Source organism: bacterium, from assembly GCA_030655055.1.
GTDB lineage: Bacteria > Edwardsbacteria > AC1 > AC1 > EtOH8 > UBA5202.
Genome location: JAURWH010000225.1, coordinates 1 through 20003 on the forward strand (window position 1 = coordinate 1; position 20003 = coordinate 20003).

Genomic DNA, 20003 nt, shown 5'->3' on the forward strand with positions numbered 1-20003 from the left:
GTTTATCAAAGTTATAAAATTTCCGGGGGGATATTTGACCGTCTTTAAAAATATATCCCAACCGCGAACAGAATCGTAAGCCATAGTGCTTTTGGTCCAGGGAACCGCCACGGTATCTGCATCCATGTCTATCACTCGATATGACAGTACCGGGGCATATTGTATGGCAGTTCCAATGGACGAAGTGTCTAAATCGCCACTGCGGGTCACCGGGCCCCATTCCTGCCGATAGGTTTTCTTTTTTACGGCCCTGGGCAGGTCCACGGTAATGCTGATTTTTTGCCCCCAATTATATGATCTGCCAGCATAATCAGAAACCCAGGTTTTGGGAGCCACATATTCGGAAGGTTCGCTGCGGGGGACCACTGCGGTTGCATTCTCCCCGATTGAGGTTTCATAATAGGTCGGCGACTTATCAATGATGCTGTCCTTGGCCCCGTTCAGGGTAGATTGCCAGTTGACACCATATGCCCTGACTGAATAATAATAGGTCATCCCGTTTATCAGGTTTTCATCCACAAATGAATACTGCAGTCCGCTATTGGTGCCGCGGGTATCGGTTATGAAAGAATTGTCCTTCCAAATGAAGGTCGAATCCTTACCCGTAGCTATCCAATTTGAATTGAGCACAACAGTATGATACAGGGTATCGCCAGTGGGCCGGATGGCAGCCTTAAGTATCTCCGGGCCGACAACTGTAACCCCGGTAGAATCGACGATAAACCTGTCGTCCTTGTCCCACTGGGCCATTAACTCATAAACGCTTCCGTCTGTGCTTTTATAGAGTTTATACCCCTGAAGAATATAGGCGTTAAAATTCGGATCAAACTTTGATATAGTGGAACTGTCCGATGCTACTTTATTCCAATAATCTAAATTCTTGTTTTTCATGGGGTCGGATTCAATTTCCGAAGTATTATCCCAACCGACTATGACCCTTTTGTGTCCGGCAGTAACTGAAAGTTTCGGGGCCGGCGGCGGCCCAGGCAGCAGCCAATTAGCATCGTAAATCAATTGGGCTGTTTTAGCCTTGGTCCTTAGATCGGCAATTGCAATAGTATCGTGAACGCCTTTGGTGTAATTGAAATTTGCGCCAATAACGGCTACGATTGTTTTGGCGGTAGAGTCCGGAAGCAAGTCGATGGGGCCGGTGGATTCCATAAAACGCTGGTCTCCGGAAGCCGGCTTGGGATCTAAACGGGCAAACTGCCCGGTCTGGTAATTGTATCCGGCCAGCTCTTTATACTGTTCCAGATTGCCCGGCGGATCTATGTTGATGTTGAAAACCTTGAAGGCGACCAATCCAATAGTGCTGTCCTTGGTGATTTTATATCCGTCGGGAAAGGTAAAATCTTTGGTGGCTTTGGGACTTTCTAAAAACATAAAGCCCACGCAACCCGGCTCACGGCTCCACCCGGTCTCTTTTTTGGAAGTTTGATACTGATAGGCCATATTGGTGGTGGAGTCAAAAAAGCAAACGTCGTTGGCCGCAGTACCTGATTCGTTTCCGATATCACAGTCGGCGGTGGGGGCCAGATAGACGTCAAACAAGGTGTCGGTACCGGTGTTTTTCACTTCGAACAGGAAAAATATGATGTCCTGGTTGGTGGGGTAGTTCCACTGATAGGTGGTTTGGATTACCTCAACTTTAAGCGGCTTGCCGCCGGTGGCATGCTGAAGGATATCGTAATCGTTATAGATGGACCTGGTATCCATCATCGAAATCACGCTGTCATTTCCGGCTGAGTTTTGTAATTCCCAATCGCCGTCCGAAGAATATATTTTGACAGTTGAAGAGGCCTCGGCTTGGGGTACGCCGCCAATAACTCCCCCGGCCGTGAATTCACAGGCGCCGTTGTTGGGGTTATATCCAAAAGTACACATTGTGTCACGGGTCTTGCCGGGCTTGGTGGATTTGATCTGAGCGCCGATCCACAAGCCCCAGCCGAAGATGTAATTCATTTTATTGGATAACTCGCCATTGGCATCCATGGTCGGCGCCGGCCAAAAGCCATAGGCGTTGCCGCCACCCTTGTCCTGCCCTAAACTGCCGTTATTGGTTATGCCCATCCAAAAGTTATTTTTACTGAGCAACTTCCAGTCGGCGATTTTGTTGTTTTGCGGAACTGGTTCTTTGGGCAGGGCCCAAACCATGGTAATCGAGCTGAACAACAGAGCTAAAACAACCATCAACATTATCAGCCCTTGGCCAGCCGGTCTCCCTTTGTTAAACCTCATTTAAATTTCCTCCTAAAGCGGATTTTCATTATTGTAAATGTCTTATTGGCCCCGGCGCTTTAGCATTATTGTGTTTTCTCCTAAAACGCCGGGGGGGCAAGAACTAGAAACTAATGCTCATCCCAAGTTTGACCCGGCGGGATGCTTCGTAGGGAAATGAATTTAAGCCATTTCTCTGTAATTCATCGTGAGCTTTGACCGCCGCCAGATAATGCTCTTCCGCGGAAACATAGTCATCGCGGTTCAAGTCGGCCTTAACACTATAGAGCGGGTTCGCGGTGCCATCCGCGTAATACCGGGTAATGGGCGTGGCATATATCGACAACTTGCCGTTCTCGTACCAGCCGTCGCTTTCGGGATCACCAGTGCCGGTGTAAACGGAGGCCACATTCTGGTTGTTAAACAAGTTGTCTATCTCCAAGAACAGGCTGGGGTTCAGCCTCCATATTTTGAAGTCACGGCTGACACGCATATCGGTGCTATAGGTCCAGGGCAGGCGGGAACTGTTGTTCAACTCCAAAGGCTTGTTATCCAGGTCGGTTTTGGTATAAGGATATCCGCTGCCTACATTTGTGTTGATATTGGCACTAAGCATTTCCAGCGGCCTGATGCCGAATATTTTGGGCCCGTCGCCTTGCTCCAAGCCCACCGAAAGCGATGCCGAAATATTATGCCTTTGGTCGTATTCCAGATTATAATCCTGCTTGGGCACCCAGTCTTCGCTTCCGGCGTTATAGTTGGTGGTATAGACCTCGAAGACGTAGGAACTGCTGCCCCGAGCCATGGACAAGCCATAGGAACCCCGGGCGGTAAGCCATCTGGTAAGCTGGACATCAAGTTGGATCTCGGCTCCCTTTACATTGCCGTAGTCGGCATCAATGTATAAGTAATAAGCCTTAGGCAAAGCCACAATCCGGCGAGTTCCCAATAAATGGTAAATATCCTTGTAATATGCGGTAACGTTGGCCAACAAGGTGGCCGAGAACTGATGCTGCAGACCAAGTTCAAAAGAGGTGGTCTGCTGGGCATTCAGGTCGGGGTTGCCCAAGAACGTAACGTTGCTGGAAGTCGCAACAGTTGCCACATTCTCATATAAGTATTGCATATCCGGCTGCTGGAAGAATTGGCCGTAGGAAAATCGCAGGGCCGTTACTTCGGAAATGGGGAAAGAAATTCCCAGCCGGGGAGAAACTTTGTATTTCATAGTGGTTTTCTTCCAGGTTATGTTCTGCAGGTCGGTAACATCCGCCAGATGCTCGGACTGGGTATTGAGCATGTCCAAGCGGACGCCGGCATTGACCACCATTCCCTGGAATTCCATTTTGTCCTGAACATAAAAACTGCCCTGGAAGGGGTAATAGGTATAATTATCGGGTTGGTAGGTATAGTTAACCTCTCCAGTGGAATCATTATACACACTGCTGGCCGCATAGCCTAATGAGTGGAACTTGACAGTATTGAATTTAATTTCCAGCCCGCTTTTCAACTGATGCGCCTGGGTAACCTGGGCGGTCATGTCTATTCTGCCCAATGCGTAATCGGATTCTCTCCTTTGGTAGTTGGGATAGTCTCCAACATAGAAAAACTTAGCCACACCGTAGGGGTTGGAGTCCGCAGCATCCTTGTTGAAATCCCGGTATCCTTCCAGGGTATCGCCGGTATAAAAAGGATTGGTGGGATCTTTAAACCAGTTGTTTGAGTAGGGCTCTTTGAATTCGTAATCGTTGAACCATCCGGCAAAACCGCTGGCATTTTGCTTGCGAACCCCGGTGGTGGTAGTGGTTTTAAAATAGGCTGCGTTGGCGTTATAAAAGATGTCCTTGGATAGCATATGGGTAACTGTGGTCTGCACCTGTTGACTTTTCTGAACACGGGAAGGGCTGCCGTTTACATTATAACGGAAATCCCCGTTATAGTCCCGTCCATAAGCAATGCCAAACTGGGTGCGGGAAAAAAATCCGCCCAAAGTAGCCTTGAACATCCTTTTATCCAAGGTCAACTTGGCCTGCCCAGAGTAGAATTCGCGCTCTGTGTGGGGCAGGGCCAGCCATTGATCGTCGTATTGACGACGATAGACTTCCCCGGAAAGAAAGAATTTAAAGTCCGTCAATTTGTAGATGGGACCGCCCAGATTGGCTTCCAGTCCGTTGTAGCCTAAATTCAACTCATTTTCCTTGGGGAAAATAGCGTCGGTGCGGACCCTCATCATGCCTTCCAGCTTGGCGGAGCCGCTTTTTGTGACCACGTTAACCACACCCGACATGGCTGAACCGTATTCGGCGTTAAAGCCGCCGGTAATGACCATCACTTCCTGGATGGCATTGTTATTGATGTTGGCGCCGCTGGTGCCGGTCACCTGGTCCTGGGTGGAAAGCCCGTCCACAAAATAGGCAATTTCGTTGGCCCGGCCACCCCGAATGTGGATGCCGCTGGTGCTTCCGGATCCGCCCCCCGAACTTTCCACCGCCCCGGACTGCCCGGCCACCACATCCTGGTAGCTGCGAACACCGGCCATATTCTCGATTTCCTTGGTGGAGACTGTCTTGGTGGTGCTGGTGATGTCGGCCCGAACCTGAATGACACCCCTGTCGCCCTTGACCACCGTTCCTTCCATTTCGATAATGGTGGATTTAAGCTTGAAGTTGACCGGGGTGGTCAGATCCATGATGGATTTAATACCGGTGATGTTCTGGGTTTCGTAACCCATCATCTTGGCCTGAACAGTGTAGGTCCCCACCGGCACGTTGCTGATTGTGTACCTGCCGTCCAGGTCGGTGTTGGCGCCCATGGCGGTACCCAACATGGTAATCACCGCACCGGGCAGCGGCTCCCTGGTTTCGGCGTCTATCACCACGCCGTTGATTTTTCCGACTGTGCCGGCCCAGGCCATGTTTCCCACGGCCGTAAAAGCCAGCATCAGAACTAACAGTACCCTTACTGTTTTCATTGAATTTCCCTCCAGTATAAATTTATACTAATTTTGACTTCTTAATGTAAAAACCCCTAAGAATAGTTCCACCTAAAACAATTAACGTTTAGGACTTGTTGAGGATTTCACCTCCTTGATTAAAATGGTTTCTTTTTTATAATTTATTTGTTTTATCATAATGTTACCGGCTTCACCATATATTTTCTGCTTTGAAAACGACCCTGTCTCATCAAAGCCAAAAGAAATCAAACTAAAACCGAAACTGGTTTCCGCCAGATTTTTCGATAAGCAGGAAAGAAATTGCTCTTGGAATGACCTGCTTATTTTAATGCCGAAGTTCAGAATACTGCACAAACCCCTTCCTCCCCGGCCAAAGGCCGGAGAGGAAGGTAAGCTTACAACTTTACCGAAAGCTGTGATGGGAAAAGTTAGCGGACCACCACTAATTTTTTGGTGGCGCTGTTGCCGAAGGCGTTCAGGTTATACAGATACACGCCGTTGGCTACCTTGCGGCCGCCGTTGTCCATTCCGTTCCAGGTGACTGTGTTCTGGCCGGCATTGCCCTTGCCGTCCAAATTGCGGATGACCTGCCCGGCGATATTGTAGATCTTTAAGCTGTAGTTGCCGGACTTGGGCAGGGTAAAGGAAAGCTCGGCCAGCTTGTTCACCGGGTTGGGCCGGTTCTGGTTCAAGCTGAACTTGTGGGCGGTGGTGCCGGTGGGAGTGCCCTCTACGCCCAGATTGGTCCAAGGTGTGGAATCAACCGTGGTGCCCTTGTAATAGAAGTCAAATACCGCGCTCCAGGGTGAATTGGCGACCTTGATCGAGCGGACTCTCCAGTTCCAGACCACATTGGTGTCGGGCAGGCCTACCACCGTGATGTAGTTGACATTCAGTCCGGCATCGCTAAGCTGATACACGTCGGAACTGCTGAAGTCGGCTGATTTGCAGATCTGGACTTCGTAAGTTCCGCCAATGGCCACCTTGGGTGACCAATAGGTGGTCAGCGTATCGCCAGTCGCAGACAAGGTATCCATGGTGGCGTCTACCGGGCCGCCCCAGCCGCCGCCAATGGCGTTGACCAGATCGGGAGCCAGGGTGATCTCGTCAGGGCGGGTGGTGCCGGCCAGGATGGTGGCAGTGGGCACTGACCAGTAGTAGATGTTGGTGTAGGCCGGATCATGGAATAGCAAGTGAATATTGTCTCCGCCTGCCACTTCGGCAGCTTCCATGTAATAGTTGCCGTCAAACTCGGGGGCTTCGGTGGTCAGCTGCACCGGGGTCTTCCAGGTGGTGCCGCCATCGGTGGAGGCCACGCCAAAGATCTCGTAGCTGTCGCTGTTCTTGGGATAATCGTTGTAAGTGGCATATATGTTTCCGGCCGCATCGCTGCTTAAGCAGGGGAAGTTAACCGCGCTGCCATTCAGGTCGCCGGGGGTAACGCCGGCCAGGGTGCCGGGAATATCGGAGATGCGCTGGCAGGTCCAGGCGCTGTAGTCGCCGGCCACTGTCGGGAAATACACGAACAGGGCGTTGCCGTTCCAGGTGCCGTCCTGCCAAGTGAACAAGAAGTACGGTTTGTCGCCGATCCAGGCGCCGTCGTACATATACCACCAGCCGCCGTACCAATACTGGGCCGGGGGAGCGAATGTCTGCATCGGCTGCCAGGTGGTCCCGCCGTCGTAGGACGTTTTATAGACCGGGAAGAAAGAGCTGTAGGTATCGTTTGCATACATCATCGTATCGCCGACCAGATCAAAGTAGGCAATCACGGTGTCGCCGCTGCCGGAGATCAGCCAGTCGGCTTCGTCAAGATCCCAGCCCTGACCGGAGATCTCGTTGTAACCCCATTTGCTCCAGCCATAGGGCAGCGGGTTTCTTGGTAACGCTGCATCCCAAGTGGCGCCCAGGTCGCTGGAAATCGACGCGTGAATGGAAAAGTCGCCAAAGGGGGCGGCATTTCCGTGGGAAAAGGCCGATACGACCATCTTGTTTCCGCTGATGGCAAAGCCGGGAATGTACCAGGCCACCGAGTCGCGGGCCAAGGTATCCGGGGTGACCCACAGGCCGGCGCCGATCCCACCTTCGTCCTTGGACCATTGAATGGAATTGTTGGTCCGGTCCTGCCAGGCGATATATGGCGTAATGGCGGCGTCAAAGGCCAGTCCATTGTAACACCTGGTGTCGGAAGGATTCGCAGCGGCCCAAATGGTCTGGGTACCCCAGGTGGCGCCTCCGTCCAGAGAATAGCCAAATATCAGGTCACAGGGGCTGCCGGATATTCCATAGACCATGCCCAGATAGGTTCCGCTGGGATCCGAGCATATGCTTTTACCGGCCATCCCGGCAGTGGCCCGCCAGGCATCGCCATAACCGGTGGCGCTAACAATTTGACCTACTCCGGGAAGCTTGGCACCGGAGGATTTGACCACCGGGGCATCGCCGTCTTTGGTGACCAGGTTGGCTCTGGGATCCATTTTCTTGGCCGTGGCCACCATGGCAAAAGCCAATACCAGCGCCAGACACAAAATCAAACCTTTTTTCATGGGTTGGACTCCTTTTTAAGTTTTAAAATGGTTGCTTACCGGCAGGTCTTTGGGCCGGTCTTTTCCTTGGTTGTTGCCTTGCTTAAAACAGGATTCTTTACCGCCACCTCCTTTCGTAAACTTTTATCAAATATATCTTTCTGTAACTTTAAAAGATTATCACTTTTTAACAAGTTTGTCAATAGCTTGTTAAAAAATATTTGAAATATTTTTTAGCTGGATAGGGAAGGCCCGGGGCTACCAACCATTACCGGCCAACCCTGCCCGGGAAGAGTATTATTTGCCGCCGCTCTTATCCCCTAAAACTTGCCTCCGGGAAACCTTTTTGGCTGGCCGGACGTAGTTGTCGGCAGCCTGCCTACCGGCTGGTCCAGCGGGTGTACATCAGACCGGCGATGATGGAGATGAACCCGGCCAAAAATATACCCGCCGCTTCCATGCTTCGGCTCTGGCAAAGCTGCATCAGCTGGTCGGTGCGTGAGGGATCCAGCCGGGGGTAGATGGCCAAAGGCAGAAAATGGAAAATGGCACCCAGTCCCAGGAAGATTGCCCCCACCAGGGGCAGCACCCAAATTACCGAGGGGCGGCGGATGATGGCCAGCAGCCGCTTTAATATCCTGGCATAGTAAAAAAATGAAAGGCCGAACAACGCCACGGCCACGGCAAAAAGCAGTTCGGCTGGTATAGAGACTTCCATTTGAGAGCTCCTTGATTGTGATTTAAAAAGGAGTGTGATTTAAAAAACCTAACCCGGGCGAGTCGGTATCTATAAGGAATGCAGGGAAACATGAAAATATTCCTGGCTTCCTGGTTTCCTGATAAAAAACCAGTGCCGTTAGCAGCTACTACTTGGCCGCGACGGCGGGCTTGGGGGCAGCGGCTGGAGCGGCGGCCGGGGCCGGCTTCTTTACCGGGGTGACCACGTTCTTGAATTTCATGGCGCCCAAAAAGGACAGCACCCCGGACAGCAGAAAGAAAGAGTAGGCTATCCAGGACTGGATGACGTTGAGCTTGACCTGGCTGGCAAAGGCTATGATCTGGATCATAGCATAGACCAGCACTCCGGAAGGGGCGAAGATCATGTACTGCCAATTGGTCTTCTTGCGCAGCACGGTCTCGTACTTCCGGGCGATCAGCCCGAACAGCACGCAGGCCACCCACAGCAGGATGCTTCCCAGGATGGTGACCAGATTGGTGACCGTCACATACCACAGGTACTCGCCGGGATACAGCAGTTGCTTGAACATCTAACCCTCCTTCAAATCAAAATTATAAAAGCAGAAGGCAAAATAACTTTTCAGGTGCCTGGCCTGTTCCGTTTTGCCTTTGCGTTGTTGATCATGGTAACAAAAATGGCGGTCAGCTCATTCGTTTCCTTGATGGCGGCATCCATCTCCGGCGAATTTAAAACACCGCTTTCAGAAATCAGCTCCAGCCAGTACCCTGTCTCATCGAGTTCCTGAAGCGAAATATTGGTTTTGGAGCAGAATTCCCGGGTTGACCGGGCCCGGGTTGCTTCCCGATAATTGGCGCCGACCGAGGTTCCAGATCTCAGCACCTGCTTTCCCAGTATTTGGGTGACATTGTTATTGGGCAGATTGCAATATAACCGGATTATTTGCAGGGCAAAATTCTTGGTCCTTATTTTTAAGTCAATCATATCCTGTTCTTTTTCTGCCTTCTGCCTTCTGCCTTCTGATTTTATTTTAAAAGCAACATCATTTTATCCGCCATCTGCTTGGCGGCCGAAGGGCCGATGATCATGGCGGCGTCCTTCTGCAGGCCGTAGCAGAATTTCATCACCGGGTCGCGCTGCAGTTTTTCCTTGTTGACCTTGTGGTCGGTCATCTGGTTCTGGAAGATGTCCGGACCCAGCTCGCCCAGAAACTCCTCGGCTATTACCAATATTTTATCCAGCACCTCAGCCTCAAGCGGCGCGGCCGGGACCGGGGCAGGCTTGGGCGCAACTGCCGGCTTTGCAACAGGAGTGGCAGCGGGCTTGGGCGGGGCAGCCGGAACCGGAGCGCCGGTAGACTTGGCGACCGGAGCGGGCTGCGGCACCGGAGCCGCAGCGGCGGGAGCAGGCTTGGCCGGAACCACCGGGGCCGGAGCCGCCGGAGCCGGGGCTGGCTGAACCGCCGGGGCAGTGCTCAGGTCTTTGATCTCGACCAATGCTCCGTCCAGGGCGGCGTCTATCACCGCGGCGTCGGCGGTGGCGTCGGTCAGCAGGTTCAGGTAGCCCTTGTCGGTGCGGCGGATGAACAGCCGGATGCCCCGGGAGTTGACCATCATCTTGGCGATCTGGAACTGGGCCACCTGGTTCAGGGCGTCAAAGGTCTGGGCCAGCACCATCACCGCCCTCTGGGCATTCTCCTTGACGAAGCTTTTGGACAGGGTCTGGGAAACGAAACTGGCGTCGTCGCCCACAAAAAAGCTGCCGGTCACGCCCTGCAGGCTGGAAAGTCGTATGAGGATCTCTTCCATATTCACTGCCTCACCTCTTTTCCGTTGCCAGCCGCGAGATCACGGTCTGGAATTTTTGCTTGACCTCCACAAACCCCAAAGAGGCTATGGCTTTCTTGCAGGTCAGATTGACCAGCTTTTCAAAGGCGTCGCCAACTTCTTTTTTGGTGATGTCGGTCTTTATCCCTTCATTCAGGGAGATCTTTCCCGGGCCGGCGGCCACCATTCTGGCCAGGCGTCCGGAGGGATCCACGTTCTTAAGCTCGCGGGCCAGCATCTCCTGCCATTCGGGCGCTTTTTCCCCCTGGGCCCCGAATTCTTCCAGCAGCAGGTTGACCAGGATCATCTTTTGTTTAAGCAGTTCCTCGGCCTCGGAGATCTCAGCCATCTTGCTTTCCGACAGCAGGTCCAACGGAGTGGGCTGCAGCACCCACCAGGGGGACAGGGCCGGATCGAGGTCCACCCCCAGATAGACCGTCTCGTGGGGCAGGATCAGCATTTTATGGTTCTGGCCCTCGGCCAGCACCGAGCTGAGCTCGCCCAGCTCCAGGTTGGAGGAAATGACCTCGGCCGCCGATCCCAGAAAGGCCACCACATCGCCCAGGTTGGATGGCGCCCCGGCGGAAGCCTTGACCATGGTCCCGTCCTCCTTGGCCACCGCCACGGAGTGCCGGACCGCCTCCATCTTTAAAACACTTTCCACTAATTCGGCCGGGTCTTTAGCCATAGGGGCTCCTGCATTAATTAAGTATGCTGGGAATAATGACAGATCGGGTAACGGAGCAGAGCAACAATTACTCCCTGATATTCTATTTAAGGGAACGGGCCTGGGCGGTCTGGTATTTGTGCTTGCCCAGCATCGGACCGTATTCCTTTAATCCTTTTTTCTGGATGGCGTCGGACAGCCGTTCCCAGATCTCGATCATCTCTTCCCTGGTGACGTCGGCCAGCGGTCCGGGAGCTATGTTCATCCGGTCGGCTCCGAATTCCAAGTGCCGGGCCATCCGCCCCCCCTTGTCCAGTTCGGCCAGGGTGGCCTTCAACAGTTCCAGGTAGGGAGCCACCCCGGTGCCCTTGACGCCGAATTCGTCCAGCAGCAGGTTTACGAAATTCACCTTGTCCCGGAACAGGCGCTCCATTTCCTTGGGATCCATCACCAGGTTCTTGGCCAGCAGCCAGGATACTGTCTTGACCACTTCGAACATCCCCAGCTTGCTGTCGGTGACGATCTGCCGGATGTCCCGCTTGCCGTTGACCAGGGCCATGATGGTCCAGTCGCTGCGGCGGATGGTGACGGCGGTTTCCTCGGGGGCCTGGGCGGTGCGGGCCAGCACGGTGTCCAGCGGCGGCAGGGTCTTAAGGATCTCGGCCATCTCTATGCGGCGGCGTTCCCCCTCTTCCAGTATCTTCCCGGCCCCGTCCTTGATGGTGATCTCGGGGGATTTGGGGCCGGCGGTGTATTTGGCCTCGCCCAAAGTTTCCAGGCACAGGTTGAACACCGCCTCCGGGCCCTTGATGTCGCCCAGGATGGCATGGACGGTGTCGCCCTTGTCAAAATAGACCTCGCCGAAGCTGCTGCCGGCCTTGACCGTCAGCACCCCGGTCTTCTTGAAGTGGGATAAAAAGTAAATTATCTCCGAAAGGGTAAAATCGGAGAGATCGGCCTGCAAGCCCATAATATGGTTTGCCTTAAAAAAATAGACGGCTTTGGTTAAATGAAAAAGTGTCTTTTGAACCTGTTAACCTATTAGTGTAAACCAAAACAATAAATCTGTCAATAAAAAAATTGCGTTTTTATAAAATATCCACCTGGCTCAGATACTTTTCTGTTTCCCGCTGTTCGGGGGGAGTTATGTCGTCCCGGGTAAAATCCACTGCCCAGGCCAGTTTGAATCCCTGCATCATGCAGCCGGCCGCCTGTTCAAAGCTGACCTTCCTGCCCAGCAATTCTTCGGCCGTGGTGGCGTTGGCTTCGGCCCCCTGGCGGTAGAACGGCGCCAGGTTCTGGTCCTGGGCCAAAAGCAGCGACCCCTGCTGCAGGATCACCCCCTGTATCCGGCGCTGGGCGCTGCCCAGGATCTTTTTGCCCGAGGCCGTGATCTCGTAGCGGCCGGCGGCGGCGAAGCACAGCGGCGAATCCTTGACGCTGGCCCCGGCGCTCTGGGAACGCTGCAGCTCGGATTCAATTCCCAGCTGCGACAATCCGGCCACCAGGGCCTGGGCGATGGTGCGGTAGGTGTTCAGGACCGGCCCGCCCAGCAGCGGATTTTCTTGTGGCGCTATCACGCTGTAGGTGAATTCGTTAAAATGAAAAACCGCCCGGCCTCCGGTGGGCCGCCGCACCACTTTGACCCCGGCCTGGCGGCAGGCCTCCAGGTCCAGCTGCCCGGCATCCTGATTGTATCCCAGTGATATGGTGGGCTGTTCCCAGTCGTAAAAACGGAGCACCGGCCCCGAGCTTTTATTCCGGACCGATTCGGCCAGGGCCAGGTCCAAAGCCATGTTGTAGGCTCCGTCCGACCGGCCGGTATTTAAAAAACGCCAGGTCATTTGATTTTTCCCTTCAGGGCCGCCAGAGCCTGCTGATAATAGATCCTTAGAATGCTGTCCTGGATCCCGGCATCAATGGCAGCTCCCAGATATTCTGCCGCTTGGGGATACTGCTTAAGTTTCAATTTCACTTCGCCCCAGTAATAAAAGAGCCAGGCATCGGAGTATCCTGTCTGCCGGGTAAGGGTAAAAAAGCTGTCGGCCGCAGACCAGTTTCCGGCCATTGAATAGGCCACCCCCAGATTATAAAGCGCCTGGTCGTTTCCGGGATCAGCCTCCAGGGCCTGATTTAAGGCGGCAATGGCCGGGCCGGGCTCCTGGCAGTTTATCAAAGCCGCGCCATAATCGTTCCAGCGCTTGGCGCTGCGGGTATCCAACTCCAGGGATCTCTGAAACCAGGGCAGTGACTGCCGGTATTTCCCGTTCTTGGAAAGTGACAGGGCATAGTTATATATATGGCGGGGATTGAGGCTGTCGCTGCCCGCGGCCATCCGGTAGGCCCATTCCTCTTTTTCGGGGTGATGGTGGTCCCGGTAGTAGATGGCCAGGTTCTCGTAGCCGTAAGCAGAAGATCTTCTATCCCGGGCCAGCAGGCCGGTGTAGCGGGCCAGCGATCTTTCTGACGAAGCGTTGACCAGCACCCAGGGCAAAAATAGCCAGAGGGAAACAACTGCGACAACCGACCAATTCCGCCATTCAAGCTTCCTGGCCAAGGCCCGGTGAATGCCCAAGAACAGCAGGGCCATGAACGGCCAGGCCAAAAGGTCCCAGTCCCGGGCCGTGCCCAGCTTGGGGTCGACGATAAAGATGAAGAGCATTCCTCCCGCCGCCGCCAAACCCAGGATCTTTTCGGCCGGTCCTTTTATTGTTCCCTTCACCGGCCTGGCCCAAAGCAACAATAATAATGAGGCCGGAGAGACCAGCAAAAACTGATTGAACAGATCCAGCCAGTGCCCGGGGCTTAAAATTCCGTAGCCCCATAAACCTCCCCATAACGGGAGCAGCGAGCTTTTGGGAAGCTCGGAAAGCGCCGTGTTCATCTCCGGACGGGAGACCAGGAGCAAACCTATGGCCAGGGCCGCTGCCGGGATGGCGGAAAAACAAAGTGATTCCAGCGCCGATCTTTTTAGTCCGGCCTTGGTGCTGAAATATGATCTTTTCTTCCAGTAATAAACCAGCGAGGGGAATAAAAATATTCCGGAACCGTGCAGGGCCGCGGCCAGGCCGGCCAAAATGGCCGGGACAAAGGACGGTTTGGTTTCCGCTATTTTTTCCCGGACCAGAAACAGGTACCAGCCCACCGCCGCCAGGAAAAGGCCGTAACTCTCCACATAACCATAGAAGATCTGATTGAAACCGGCCCCGGCCAAAACGATGATCAACGGCCAGAAGATGCGGCCTTCGCTGTGTTTTTTGGAGAAATAGATGTATAGTGTCAGGATAACCATTCCGGCCGTGACGCTGGTGATCCGGTAGGCCAGTTCGGCCAGGTTTGTCTGAAAGCCGATGGCCGACAGGAGCCGGTACAACAAGCCGTGGATCAGGGTGGTCAGGGGCTCGGTAAGGGAGAACAGCCGGCCGGCCGATATCTCCTGGCTGCGCAGGATGCCATCTCCCAATAGCGGTATTTTGACCCTCAATAATAGATACAGGGCCAGCCCAGCCGAAAGCAGGATAAGCAGAATATTTGCTGACTTGGGAGGTCTGCCTTTAAGGGATCCCGGTTCTGGAATAAAATGCAGGGCCGAAACCATGGCCATCCCGCTTAAAAACCAAGCCAGCCGGAAGGCCGGGGAATAATAATTTAAGAGGTCAAATCCCCAGGTAAAACGCCCCGGGAAAAAAGAAGCCACAAACCACAGGACCAGAAGGCCGCCGGACAAAATCAAAGGAATGATGTTCTTCTGTTTTGATGACACGGCGATAACTTCAGTGAGTGTGATTCATGGCTGTAATATGGATACGTCCGGCAGGGATCCAAAGACGGCTTGAAGTATTTTAGTCCTCTATCAATTCCACGTTGGCCCGGGGAACCACCACCTTGCTTCCGTCATCAAAGGTTACTTCCAGCACCCGGGCGTGGCTTTCCGATTCCAGCTTCTGCAGTTCGGACGGCAGCCCCGAAACTTTTCCGATCAGGCCAAAGTAGGGCTGGCGGATGCAGCGGATGGCCATGCCGATGTCCATCCCACCCTGCTGTTTCTGGGTCTCTTCGGTCTGGCCGCCGCTGGTCAGCGGAATGATGACCTCGGGCCTCATCACGCCGGCCCGGATCTGGGTGGCCCCGTTGACCGAGGCTTTCAGGCCTTCCTTGGACTTTAAAAGATTAAAGGTCTTCTTGGCCATGTTCATCTGGCCGAATCCTTCGGTGACCATCAGGGTAAAGCCCTTTTCCTCGGTGCCGGTGATGGCCACGCCGATGTCATAGCCCAGCAGGGCCTTCAGGTCGGCGTCGTTGATGCCGCCCACCACCACCGCGCTGACCCCGACCTCGGCCGCCTTCTTCATTCCGGCGATCCTGATCAGCGATCCGCCCACCACCACCTTGCCCTTGCAGTCCGGGGTCAGCAGTTCGGGGGTCAGTTCCTTGGAGGGGTCATCCACCACCATCTTGACCAGGCCGTGGACCTCGCCCCCGATGCCGAAGATGCCCTGGACGAAGGTGCCGAAGGTCTCCACCACCACCCCCTCGCCCGGGTTGACCTGCACCACCTGTCCGTCCACATAGGCCCTAACCTGGACCGGCAGGGGCGGCTCGCGCAGGATCACCTGTCCGGTGATGGGCGAGATGGATTCGATGGTCCCGGTCACCGGAGAATTGCAGGTGGACTTGAACAGCCCAAAGAAGCCCTTGCTGATGGCCACGGCCTCGTCCTTTTGGACGGAGTCGCCCGGCTGCTTGATCATATGGGAGCTGACGTCCTCGGGCAGGATGCCCAAGAGCCCGGCCACGTTCAGGGTCTGGACGTTGCCCGGCAGTTCGGTCTTGGCCACCACCTGGTCGGCGGTGACCTTGTCGCCCACTTTGACCAGCACCTGGCCCTTCAGGGGAAGCCGGCGGTCCTTTTTGATCACCGCTTTTTCGGTTACTTTTAATCCCGGAGTATATGCATGTGCCATTCTTCTGTATATCCTTTTCTTCAGTTGGGGGCAGGTTTCAAACCTGCCCTTACGTTATTCGGTTGGGACACGACATGTCGTGCCCTTACAGCTTCCCTCTCCGCAGCGGGGAGGGGTCACTTGGCGGGGTAGATATCCAGCGCCTTGTTCCACTCGTTGAGCTTTCTGATCCGCTCCTTCTTGTCGGCTGGCAGCAGCAGGGTCCGTCCCCGGCCGTCTATGATCACGCCCACCGTTCCGCCTTCCAGGGTGACTTCCATTTCCTTGCCCTTGCCGGCCCCCATATCGAACTGCTTGGCCGGGATGATCTGGGCCTTGACCTTTTCCACCCCCAGCGGGATCAGCTTCATCTCGCCCACCTTGATGCTCTCGTCCACCTTGGTGCCGTCGGCCCGGGTGAAGCGCACAATAACGCAGGGCTGGCCTTCCTTGCCCTGCCCGGAGGGACAGATGGACGAGCCCAGCCGTACCAGGCAGTCCTTAAGGAACACCTCGTTGGCGGCCGGAGCGTTGACTGTGGAGAGCACCCCCAGGTGCGGGGCCATGAAGATGGAATCCACCGCCATGGTGGTGATGCCCTCGGGCATGAAGGCATCGATCATCATCAAAGCCGACTGGGCCCGGCGCGGGGCGTGGGAAAGCACGCCGCCGGAGCCGATCAGGATGTTGAGGTCCATCATGTTTATCAAAGTGTCGCCGGAGCCGGTCTGCTCGAAGGCGTCGGAGATGGTGCGCTCCTGCTGCACGCCCTTGAGCCCCACCGCCATTTCCTTGTGCTGCTTGAAGGCCAGGCGCAGGGCCTCACGGCTGATGGCCTGCTCGATCTGCAGTTCCTCCAGACTTTGGGGAATGGTGGTCGGCCGGATCATCTTGTTGCGGATCCGGTTGCGCAGGTCGGCCTCGTCCAGCTCGAACGGCACCCAGCGCATGATGTTATCCAGGCCGGCCTCGGCCAGCACGTTGGAGATGGAGTAGCTCATCCCCAGGTTGGCGCTGACGGTGCGGTTGAAGGTGGCCTCGCGCTCCTTCTTGTCGTTGAGCCCGTAGAAGACGGAGAAGACGTCGGTGGTGGCCCCGCCGATGTCGACGCCCACCGCCGCGATGTCGTCGGCCTTGGCCAGGGACTGGATCATCAGCCCCACCGCGCCCGGGGTGGGCATGATGGGAACCTCGTGGGCCATGGCCATCAGTTTCTTGTATCCCGGAGCGTGGGCCATCACGTGCTCCATGAAGACGTCATGGATGGCGTCCCGGGCGGGCTTAAGATTTTCCCGTTCCAGCACCGGGCGCAAATTGTCCTTGATCAGCAGGGCGGTCTTTTCGCCCAAAGTCTTGGTGACGATCTCCCGGGCGTCCTTGTTCCCGGCGTAAATGACGGGTAGCATGTAGCTGGTGCCGAACCGGGGCTTGGGGTCGGCCGCCCCGATCAGCTCGGCCATCTCGGCCACGTGGGTCACGGTGCCGCCGTCGATGCCGCCGGACAGCAGGATCATGTCGGGGCGCAGGTGGCGGATCCGCTCGATCCGCTGGTGGGGCAGGCGCCCGTCGTTGGAGGCCAGCACGTCCATCACGATGGCCCCGGCGCCCAGGGCGGCCCGGGCGGCGCTCTCGCCGGTCATGGTCTTGACCACTCCGGCCACCCGCATCTGCAGTCCGCCGCCGGCCGAGCTGGTGGACATGTAGATATCCACGCCGTTCATGCCGTCGGCCGGGGTCATGATATCGTCGCCTTTCAGGATCTTGCGCCCGGAAAGCTCCTCCACCTCGCGCACCGCGTTGAGCACGCCCTTGGTTACGTCCTCGAAAGGCTTCTCCACCGTGGTGGGGGCCTCGCCCCGGGTGGTCTGGCGGTACTCGCCGTTCTTGTATTCGATGAGGATGGCCTTGGTGGTGGTGCTACCGCAGTCGGTGACCAGAATTACCTTCAGCTTGTTGGGATCAACTGCCATTATGAGTCTCCTGATGGTTTATGTGATTATTTTCTTTTATACGCACAGGTCATTCCCATGAAACTGGGAATCCAGGTAAAAGGACATTTACGAGAACCACACTGATATTACACCAATCGGGCGAATCACGATTCGCCCCTACCGGGATGGTTGCCCCTTTAACTCCTTTTGGGCAAATCGTGATTTGCCCCTACGGGTTTGCCCCTCTCCCATTGGGGGTATACTGGGCGAATTACAATTCGCCCAACAGGGTTTGATGAATCAAACCCCTACCGGATGCCTATGAAACTTTTGAACCTCTGGAACCAGGTTTTCTTACCTTCCAAACTTCTCAACTTTTTAGCTTCCTGTTTCTCGGCCTGCTCCCTCTGCTGCCACTGGGCCTCCTGGTTTTCAATTTCCATCAACAGCTTCTCCACGTTTTCCCGTTCCTCCATCATCAGCACGATCTCATCGTACTCCCGGCGGTTGAGGAAGGCCTGGATGATGGGCTGAAGAAAGACCAGGGCCTGGCTGCCCACGAAGGACAGCGGCTTGACCGACTCGAAGAACAGGATGGCCGGGGTGGTCATCTTGCGCTTGACGATCTGGTCGGCGATCTTGGTCAGCAGTTCCTTCTGCCGCTCGGGCGAGGGCATCTGGCCGTCTATGTAGATTGATTCACGCAACTTTTAACAGTTTAAAAAGTTTGAAATGGTTGAAAAGGTTTGAACCGTTTTACCGCACTACCAGCATCTTCCCGGTTGCCGCCTGGCCGTTGGCCTCCAACCGCACCAGGTACACCCCGCTGGAAACCCTGCGGCCGCTGTCGTCCCGGCTGTCCCAATTGATCTTATAGCTCCCGGCAGTTTTGTTCTCCCGGACCAATGTATTTACTTCCTGGCCCAATAGGTTGTAGACCTTCAAAGAAGCTGTGCCGCTTTGGGGCAGTCTATAGCTGATTTTATTCCCGGCAATTTTCAATTTCAAGGCATAATTATGTTCAACTTTCCCGGCCTGTTCTCCCGAAACCCCGGTGGCACTAGTGTTGTATAAAATTACAAGACCATTGGAGCCATCAGCCAAAGTAATGTCCGGTTTATTATCGCCGTTGATGTCACCTACCGCTAAGCCCTGAGGTTTGTAGTATGAGGGATCCGGAGTTGTAGTTGTATCATAGGGCATCATCATTCCCAAACCATTCTGTTGATAAATGCTTAACGCTTCCCAGCTATCATTTCCGACAGCAATGTCATTACGGCCATCCTGATCAAAATCTGCTATCTCTACCGGTGTCGGGCATTGATAGCAGCTATATAAACAAGGTGGCGTCTGTAAAGAACCATCCGTATCTTGCAGCCAAACCGCTATTTGGGCATCGGGCATATTCCCGGAAATAGTGACCACCACATCCTTTTTCCCATCGTTGTTTACATCACCTACCGCCAAACCACAGGTACTGGTATCGCCCAGGTCGTAAAAAACTGGTGTTTGGATGTTTCCTGACGTATCCTGAAGGAAAATTGAAATATTTTCATTATAACCTTGTCCCCGCATAAAGACGATATCATCCAGCCCGTCGCCATTGACATCCCCCGCGCTTATTTCATCGTAGCCCCCGGCGTTGATTGCATAGCACTGGCTTTGGCTGAAATCACCGTAAGGCTGTTGATAGAAAACGCGTATAAAATCTGAATTCCAATGACAGGCGACTACATCAGTCAAACCGTCGTGGTTAAAATCACCTGTTTTTACTCCATCAACATCGTTGCCTGAATAATAGTTGCCGGCATTATATAAAAGACCCGTTGAATCCTGTATAAAAATGGCGATCGAATCTGCGGTACCGACGACGATATCGCTCATGGTGTCTCCGTTCAAATCCGCAATGTCGATGGCTTCAATATTGCAGCCATCATATCTCACGGGGGTATTCAACACACCGCCAGTCGTTTGTATAAACACGAATAAATTGTAGACGTTCATGGTATCGAAATGGGACGAAGCTCCAATTACCACATCCTTAAGTCCATCATTGTTGACGTCTCCGATGGCTACTACTTCGGGCGGGCCGTCTGTCGGTATGGCCACATATGGGGCAAAGGAGATCTCGCCAGCGTTAGCAGCCAAGAATAGAACAGCGCTGGCGAATATGATGTTACAGATTGTTTTCATTATTATCCCTACAACTAAAATGGTAAAAGTTCGAACTTTTTCAAACCGTTGGTT

General features: G+C 54.3%; 15 protein-coding genes. All 15 read right to left on the reverse strand.

The features are described from left to right. On the reverse strand, nt 1-2070 hold a 2070-nt coding region (locus tag Q7U71_10565), incomplete at its 3' end, for a hypothetical protein (GenBank protein ID MDO9392200.1). A 271-nt stretch (nt 2071-2341) separates the two neighbouring features. Continuing rightward, nucleotides 2342-5185: a TonB-dependent receptor gene (locus tag Q7U71_10570; protein MDO9392201.1), complete on the reverse strand. Its 2844-nt coding sequence runs from the start codon at nt 5183-5185 to the stop codon at nt 2342-2344. Between the two features lie 410 nt (nt 5186-5595). Then, a complete protein-coding gene (locus Q7U71_10575) occupies nt 5596-7713 on the reverse strand; it encodes a T9SS type A sorting domain-containing protein (GenBank protein MDO9392202.1) in 2118 nt (705 codons plus the stop codon). A 358-nt stretch (nt 7714-8071) separates the two neighbouring features. Beyond that, nucleotides 8072-8410 (reverse strand): hypothetical protein, encoded by a 339-nt coding sequence (locus Q7U71_10580; protein MDO9392203.1) that lies wholly within the window; start codon nt 8408-8410, stop codon nt 8072-8074. Between the two features lie 148 nt (nt 8411-8558). Beyond that, nucleotides 8559-8960 carry a hypothetical protein gene (locus Q7U71_10585; GenBank protein MDO9392204.1) on the reverse strand — a complete coding sequence of 134 codons (402 nt, stop codon included), beginning with the start codon at nt 8958-8960 and terminating at the stop codon, nt 8559-8561. Between the two features lie 50 nt (nt 8961-9010). Further along, nucleotides 9011-9373, reverse strand: coding sequence for a four helix bundle protein (locus Q7U71_10590; GenBank protein MDO9392205.1), 363 nt, complete (start codon nt 9371-9373; stop codon nt 9011-9013). A 41-nt stretch (nt 9374-9414) separates the two neighbouring features. Then, nucleotides 9415-10197, reverse strand: a complete 783-nt coding sequence (locus Q7U71_10595) for a hypothetical protein (protein MDO9392206.1) — start codon at nt 10195-10197, stop codon at nt 9415-9417. 10 nt (nt 10198-10207) lie between these two features. Beyond that, entirely contained in the window at nt 10208-10903 is a 696-nt protein-coding gene (locus tag Q7U71_10600) for a roadblock/LC7 domain-containing protein (GenBank protein ID MDO9392207.1), read from the reverse strand. 82 nt (nt 10904-10985) lie between these two features. Then, nucleotides 10986-11852: a DUF4388 domain-containing protein gene (locus tag Q7U71_10605; protein MDO9392208.1), complete on the reverse strand. Its 867-nt coding sequence runs from the start codon at nt 11850-11852 to the stop codon at nt 10986-10988. Nucleotides 11853-11970: 118 nt separating this feature from the next. Beyond that, nucleotides 11971-12726: a lipoate--protein ligase family protein gene (locus Q7U71_10610; GenBank protein MDO9392209.1), complete on the reverse strand. Its 756-nt coding sequence runs from the start codon at nt 12724-12726 to the stop codon at nt 11971-11973. After that, the gene (locus Q7U71_10615; GenBank protein ID MDO9392210.1) at nt 12723-14645 is read right to left on the reverse strand and encodes a hypothetical protein; all 1923 of its coding nucleotides are present in this window, start codon (nt 14643-14645) and stop codon (nt 12723-12725) included. The genes Q7U71_10610 and Q7U71_10615 overlap by 4 nt, the downstream gene beginning before the upstream one ends. A gap of 79 nt (nt 14646-14724) precedes the next feature. Further along, entirely contained in the window at nt 14725-15846 is a 1122-nt protein-coding gene (locus Q7U71_10620) for a hypothetical protein (GenBank protein ID MDO9392211.1), read from the reverse strand. A gap of 116 nt (nt 15847-15962) precedes the next feature. After that, the gene (locus Q7U71_10625) at nt 15963-17795 is read right to left on the reverse strand and encodes a glutamate mutase L (GenBank protein MDO9392212.1); all 1833 of its coding nucleotides are present in this window, start codon (nt 17793-17795) and stop codon (nt 15963-15965) included. Nucleotides 17796-18064: 269 nt separating this feature from the next. Continuing rightward, nucleotides 18065-18463 (reverse strand): hypothetical protein, encoded by a 399-nt coding sequence (locus Q7U71_10630; protein MDO9392213.1) that lies wholly within the window; start codon nt 18461-18463, stop codon nt 18065-18067. Between the two features lie 49 nt (nt 18464-18512). Next, on the reverse strand, nt 18513-19949 hold the full coding sequence (locus Q7U71_10635; GenBank protein ID MDO9392214.1) for an FG-GAP-like repeat-containing protein: 1437 nt from the start codon (nt 19947-19949) through the stop codon (nt 18513-18515). Between the last annotated feature and the right edge of the window lie 54 nt (nt 19950-20003).